Consider the following 5618-nt stretch of genomic DNA (forward strand, 5'->3'; position numbering starts at 1 on the left):
ACGGGGAGCGATTTATCGACTTTGCCGAGCGTTTTCTCAAGGAATTTGGAACAGCGGTCGGTGCACCGGCCTCGCTCGCGAATCTCTGCGCGCGGCGTCAGGCTAAGTACCTGCGTGGCATCCAGGCCGCGCGGGCGGTGTTTGTAGCCAAACTGGCAGCATGATGCTTTCCGACTCCCCGGCGAGCAGGCATAAACTTCTCTGGTTTGGAGCAGGTGATAGCTCCTTCTTGCTGTATAATCACATGGAACCTGACAAATAATGTCAAGGATTGAAAATATCGTTCTTAAAATGAGGAATGAACCGAATAATATTCGGTTCAATGAATTGTGTAAGGTATGTGAGCACTATTTTGGTAAACCTAGACAGAGTGGTACAAATCATAAAGTATACAAAACTCCTTGGCAAGGCGATCCTAGAGTAAATATTCAGAATAAAAAAGGCAAAGCGAAACTATATCAAGTTAAACAGGTTTTAATGGCTTTAGAGAAAATAGAGGTGAATAATGCCACTTAAAGATGATCATTATACATACCATGTAACTTGGTCCGAAGAAGACCAAGAATATGTTGGGTTATGCGCGGAATTCCCTAGTTTGAGTTGGTTAGCGTCGACCCCTGAGGCGGGATTGAAAGGAATAAGGAAAGTAGTCGCAGAAGTAATCGCGGATATGATCGCTAATGGGGAAGAAATACCAGAACCAGTAGCAAACGAACATGTTAGTGCTAAATTCATGATAAGAGTACCACCAGAAGTCTATAGAAAATTGGCAATTCAAGCAGCAGAAAATGGTATAAGTTTAAATCGCCTTGCGAGTGCGAAATTAAGCTAATAGCCAATCGAAATTAAGCTAATAGCCAATAATTTAAGGCGGCGTGGAGGAACACGAAGCTTATTGTGACCGCCAACCAAGAGGCTGAAAAGTTGGTGGGCGTCCGAGAGAAACAAAAGGACACCCACTTTGTTCCACTTTGTTTGATCGTCGTCGCCTATCTCTGGACTAGGGCAACCCCTACACCAAGCCGGTAGAAAAAAAGATCCCCTATCTTGTTTCATTCCCGCGGACGGCTGGTCGTTCCCCAGAAGACATCAGTGGTTCCCCTCTGGTCTGTGATCTGGCCTTGATTCTGGCCAGATACCTGCTATCCTGAATAAATGCGTTACGAAATTGTCCTGACGGACACGGCGAAGGGACACTACCGGGGCCTCTCCGCTCGATGGCGCTCAGTAGTCCGTGATGGGCTCGAAATGCATCTGCGCCACGAGCCCACCAAGGTCAGCCGAAGTCGAATCAAGCGGCTACGTGGCATGGATCACCCCGAGTACCGCCTGCGTCTGGAGGACTATCGGGTGTTCTACGACGTGGAAGCAGAGACCGTTGTCGTGTTGGCGATTGTTCCGAAAGAGAACATAGAAAGCTGGCTCGATCAGTATGGGGCGAAATCGCGATGATCACTACCGCACTTAGCGAACTGAAAGACCATCTGTCTTCGTACGTGAGGAAAGCAGCAAAGGAAGAGATCATTATCACAAACCACGGCAAACCCGTCGGTGTAATAAGGGGCTTTGCCACTGAGGACGAGTACCTTGAGTATCGTCTGTTGAACGATCCGCGATTCCGAAAGATCGTTCAATGCTCCCAACAGGACGCCCGACAGGGCAAGGTTACTAAACTCGAAGATATCGAGTAGTAGTCATGAACGCGGCACTGGAACGGATCGCTCAGGAGGCGCTGCAGCTTGCTCCAGCGCAGCGGGCTGAACTTGCTGATTTTCTTGTGGAAAGTCTGGACTCCACTCCACCTGACGAGATCCAGCGCCTATGGATTGATGAGGCTAATCGGCGCCTTGCGGAAGTTCGATCCGGCAGCGCGCTGCTTGGCCCAACGGTAATGTCCTATCAGTTCCATCCCGAGGCCACGTAGGTCGAGTAAGGCGCGTCTGTGGTGGTCACGTCGGCTACGGTGATTGGCGCGCCGTCACCCGACGCAAAGTAGGCTATGCCGTGCCGGGTGACAATCGTCGCCCTGGCCTTCCCGACCTACGCGGGCTATGATCTGGTCGCCTTCTACCTGCGCGACGGTGGCATCTACACCATCCTCTTCTGGTTCGTGTGGATCCTTGCCGGTGGCCTGTTTCCGATCGGTATCCTTTTCGTGCCTTCCTGTGTGGCGAAGACCAGCTCTCAGGTATGAATTTCGACCACCGCCGCGGCTGGATAGGAAAAAGGGGCCAGGCTCGAATATTTCAGCCCGCGTAGGTTAACGAACCCCAACGCAACGCAATGCTTTGAGTGGAAACGCCTGAACATGCATCTCCTTGATCAAGTTCGACAACTAAGCGTAGAAGAACAGCTTGAGTTGGTTGAAGCACTCTGGGATAACATTGTTGAACGGAATGCCGTGCCACCTTTGACGGATGCTCAAAAGGTGGAGCTTGACCGACGACTCGCTGAACATGATGCCAACCCGGATGATGTAATCCCCTGGCCCGAAGTCAGGGCATCAGCTCTCGCCCGAATCAAGCGATGAGTCTTTCGGTTACGCGCGGCTCGCGCTGAATTTATCGAGGCGGCAGCACGATACGAAGCTCAGCGGAAAAATCTCGGAGTGGAATTCATAACGGAAATCGAACGGTGCGTAGCCCTAGCTTTTGCAACGGTTCATAAGGATATTCGTCGTGTTACTGCCTATCGATTCCCATTCAGCGTCTACTTTCGAGTGGAAACACATCGTATCGTTGTCTTGTCTGTCTTTCATGGCAGTAGATATCCCGCAATCTGGCAGCATCGGGCCTAATAGGAAAAAGGGCCAGGCTCAATCGCGTAGACCGACACTACGATCCTCTTTTTCGCTGACCGGTAACGCTTAACTCAAGGCATTGGTTTGTCCCGGCGCCATCAGCACCAGCGGCATGTTGGTTTCTTTGATCCGCTGCCAAAGAGGCCGCGATGTCTTGAGTATTCGGGAAAAATGTCCGGTCGCGGATACAGTTCGTCCATGGGAACGGATTTGCCGTTATCCTGCACAATACGCACATGTTTACGGCCCATCAGCCTCGGTCTTGTTACGCCGCAGGAATGAGAAATGATCTGCACTTCATGCACTATGTTCTTGCAATAAGCTGCGACTTTTATAGCCTTGTCTTCAGGGTTCAGGCCCTTTTGAAGCCTTTTGTTATGTGTCGTAATACCCGTTGGGCAGGTGTTTTTGTTGCATTTCAGCGCCTGGATACAACCCAGAGAGAACATAAAACCGCGCGCCGATGTCACAAAATCCGCGCCTGTCGCAATAGCCCATGCGACTTCCGAGGGCGTAATGAGTTTTCCCGAAGAAACAAGCCTGATTCGGTCCCGCAAACCGTATTTATGTAAGATATCGGATACCAGTGGCAGTGATTCTTTCACAACCAGCCCGACATTATCCATCAGCGGCATCGGTGCGGCCCCCGTTCCACCGTCACCACTATCAATCGTTATGAAGTCTGGCGCAGCTTCAATGCCGCGCGCATGAATTTCCTTACACATCTCCTCGATCCAGCCAAAGCTACCAATCACGGTTTTAAAGCCAACCGGTTTGCCAGTGACTTCGCGAACGTGATTAATAACGTCGAGTATCTCACCGGGATTGTTAATCTCAGGATGACGGTTGGGAGAAGTCGAATCCTGGCCTTCCGGAATACCGCGGATTTTTGCAATTTGCGGCGTAACTTTTATGCCGGGCAGGATACCGCCTTTGCCGGGTTTGGCGCCCTGACTCATTTTAAGTTCGAACATACGTACCTGTTCATGGGCCGCAATTTCCTTCAGCTTTTCGTCCGATAAATTTCCGGCTTCATCCCGCACGCCATATTTAGCCGTGCCGATCTGGAAGACAATATCGGCCCCACCTTCCAGATGGTAAGGCGACAGCCCGCCTTCGCCGGTATTCATCCAGCATCCAGCCATATGCGCACCTTTGGACAAGGCCCGAACGGCTGGAGTGGACAGGGCCCCGTAACTCATCCCTGAAATGTTGAAAAACGAAGGGGCGTTATAGGGTATCTTGCAATATGGGCCAATTTGCATGGGTTGCATTTCAACCGCATCCTCATCCAGCGTTGGAAACGGGCAGTTCACAAAAATAGCCGTGCCGGGAGAATTCAGATTTTTAGTGGAGCCAAAGGCAACCGTGTTGTCCTTATCTTGGGCGGCCCTGTGCACCCATTCGCGCTCCGCACGGTTAAAGGGCATTTCCTCCCTGTCCATGGCAAAGAAATACTGGCGGAAAAACTCCCCCAGCATGGAGAACAGGTAACGGAAACGGCCAAGAACCGGGTAGTTTTTACGAACAGCATCCTTGGTCTGGATGCTGTCGATGATAAACAGAACAACGACGGCCAGGACCCCCAATCCGACAGCAAACACAAACAGTGTTGATAAAAGCTGCAGGCCGGTCATCACAAAATCATAGGATGGCATAGTCATAGTTTTCTCCCTTTGTTTACATGGATTTTTTATTCAACTCATGATTCGTTACAGAACAGCCATTCTGAGAAGGGAGTCGATTTGGTGCCGAGGAGAGGACTTGAACCTCCACGGGCTTTCGCCCACTGGTACCTGTAAACTAGAGTAAGGACACCCGTCGCCGCGGCGTGTGTGGAGTCCGGTGCCCAGGTTCTTGGCAAGCGCCGCTGGTATCCCCCGTCGTTGAGGTTCGATTCGGTCGCGCCGCTTTGCCGGTGCACTCCAAGGCAGCCCGGAATCCATAAAATGATTTGTTATTCTGCGTGTGCCTAATTGAAATCCTTGTATTTTATTTTTGTCATGATCCTTTCCCCATTCCTGCTTTTAAGCTCGATTGCGAGTCTGGCGACAATTCCTTCAGCCGTAAAATCACCCCACTGAGATTTGAATCCGGCTTTTGCCATCTCGACCATTTCATGTAGGGTTCCCTTTCCGATTATGGGAACCGTATCAGTCCCTAATTTTTCCGCAATGTCCTCGACATCGCGCCGTTGCAGCCACCATTCGTCTATTTTGACATCAAACAGGACAAAATCCGGGTCTTGACGATACTTACCACCACCTGGTTGGACTTTTGCCCCATAGCCTTCACCGTACAGGCAAACGCTATTACCATTGAAGATTTCTTTGAAATTATCTGTTTGCGGTAAGAATTTTTCATTCAAGCGATTTATGAGAACCGCAGGAATTTGCGCTCGATCCGTTTTACCGCCGAATGTAATGGTTTCTCCATCGAATATTACCCGCACGTTTGTCCCATCCACTTTTTCTGTGAAGATCCATTTGTTGTGCTGGAGAAACTCGAATTCAGGCAATGAAAAATCGCCTTCAATCAGGGTTTTGTGTTTGGTTGCAGGGTCTCTTTTATAGACTGTCTGGATTTTGTGATACTCTTTCATGGTGTTTTCCCTCGGCCACTTTGAAAAATCGGTGGTGGTAAATTTTTAAGTTGTTAGGGTAGAGCGGTTCATTAACCACTCCCCGTTTCTTTTTTGATCCCCTCTCCCCGGCCCTCTCTCGGAGAGGGTAGTGGTAAACTTATAAGTGAAAAAGTAGAGCGATTCATCCCTTTGATCCCCTCTCCCCAACCCTCTCCCGGAGGGAGAGGGGGCATA

Annotated in this window: 9 protein-coding genes and 1 tRNA gene; 7 read left to right on the plus strand and 3 right to left on the minus strand. The window is 50.2% G+C overall.

All coding sequences use genetic code 11. The features are described 5' to 3' along the window. Window positions 1–261 precede the first annotated feature (261 nt). The 7 genes from BQ17_RS03600 (at window position 262) to BQ17_RS03630 (ending at window position 2530) form a co-directional block, all read left to right on the plus strand. A complete protein-coding gene (locus BQ17_RS03600; protein ID WP_089724381.1) occupies window positions 262–516 on the plus strand; it encodes a toxin HicA in 255 nt (84 codons plus the stop codon). Beyond that, complete coding sequence (locus tag BQ17_RS03605; RefSeq protein WP_089724383.1) at window positions 506–832, plus strand: type II toxin-antitoxin system HicB family antitoxin; 327 nt, start codon at window positions 506–508, stop codon at window positions 830–832. The genes BQ17_RS03600 and BQ17_RS03605 overlap by 11 nt, the downstream gene beginning before the upstream one ends. 323 nt (window positions 833–1155) lie before the next feature. Continuing rightward, window positions 1156–1452, plus strand: a complete 297-nt coding sequence (locus BQ17_RS03610; RefSeq protein WP_089724385.1) for a type II toxin-antitoxin system RelE family toxin — start codon at window positions 1156–1158, stop codon at window positions 1450–1452. Further along, complete coding sequence (locus BQ17_RS23925; RefSeq protein ID WP_089724387.1) at window positions 1449–1691, plus strand: type II toxin-antitoxin system Phd/YefM family antitoxin; 243 nt, start codon at window positions 1449–1451, stop codon at window positions 1689–1691. Before BQ17_RS03610 ends, BQ17_RS23925 begins: the two co-directional genes overlap by 4 nt. A 5-nt stretch (window positions 1692–1696) precedes the next feature. After that, window positions 1697–1924: an addiction module protein gene (locus tag BQ17_RS03620; protein WP_089724389.1), complete on the plus strand. Its 228-nt coding sequence runs from the start codon at window positions 1697–1699 to the stop codon at window positions 1922–1924. An 87-nt stretch (window positions 1925–2011) separates the two neighbouring features. After that, window positions 2012–2194 carry a hypothetical protein gene (locus tag BQ17_RS21385; RefSeq protein WP_176722275.1) on the plus strand — a complete coding sequence of 61 codons (183 nt, stop codon included), beginning with the start codon at window positions 2012–2014 and terminating at the stop codon, window positions 2192–2194. Window positions 2195–2308: 114 nt separating this feature from the next. Next, complete coding sequence (locus BQ17_RS03630) at window positions 2309–2530, plus strand: addiction module protein (protein ID WP_089724392.1); 222 nt, start codon at window positions 2309–2311, stop codon at window positions 2528–2530. Between the two features lie 368 nt (window positions 2531–2898). Here the strand turns inward: BQ17_RS03630 and BQ17_RS03635 are convergent, their stop codons facing one another. From BQ17_RS03635 to BQ17_RS03640, 3 genes are all read right to left on the minus strand, one after another. Next, window positions 2899–4464: an FMN-binding glutamate synthase family protein gene (locus BQ17_RS03635; protein WP_256091463.1), complete on the minus strand. Its 1566-nt coding sequence runs from the start codon at window positions 4462–4464 to the stop codon at window positions 2899–2901. A gap of 82 nt (window positions 4465–4546) precedes the next feature. After that, window positions 4547–4647 (minus strand) — tRNA-OTHER (locus BQ17_RS21390). Window positions 4648–4772: 125 nt separating this feature from the next. Beyond that, a complete protein-coding gene (locus tag BQ17_RS03640; protein WP_089724394.1) occupies window positions 4773–5402 on the minus strand; it encodes an RNA ligase family protein in 630 nt (209 codons plus the stop codon). Between the last annotated feature and the right edge of the window lie 216 nt (window positions 5403–5618).

Source organism: Candidatus Thiosymbion oneisti, from assembly GCF_900092655.1.
In the GTDB taxonomy this organism is placed as follows: Bacteria; Pseudomonadota; Gammaproteobacteria; order Chromatiales; family Chromatiaceae; genus Thiosymbion; species Thiosymbion oneisti.

Coding starts and splice junctions, on each gene's coding strand:
- BQ17_RS03630 (WP_089724392.1), top strand. CDS start 2,309: ATGCATCTCCTTGATCAAGTTCGACAACTAAGCGTAGAAGAACAGCTT.
- BQ17_RS03635 (WP_256091463.1), bottom strand. CDS start 4,464: ATGACTATGCCATCCTATGATTTTGTGATGACCGGCCTGCAGCTTTTA.
- BQ17_RS03605 (WP_089724383.1), top strand. CDS start 506: ATGCCACTTAAAGATGATCATTATACATACCATGTAACTTGGTCCGAA.
- BQ17_RS03620 (WP_089724389.1), top strand. CDS start 1,697: ATGAACGCGGCACTGGAACGGATCGCTCAGGAGGCGCTGCAGCTTGCT.
- BQ17_RS23925 (WP_089724387.1), top strand. CDS start 1,449: ATGATCACTACCGCACTTAGCGAACTGAAAGACCATCTGTCTTCGTAC.
- BQ17_RS03640 (WP_089724394.1), bottom strand. CDS start 5,402: ATGAAAGAGTATCACAAAATCCAGACAGTCTATAAAAGAGACCCTGCA.
- BQ17_RS03610 (WP_089724385.1), top strand. CDS start 1,156: ATGCGTTACGAAATTGTCCTGACGGACACGGCGAAGGGACACTACCGG.
- BQ17_RS03600 (WP_089724381.1), top strand. CDS start 262: ATGTCAAGGATTGAAAATATCGTTCTTAAAATGAGGAATGAACCGAAT.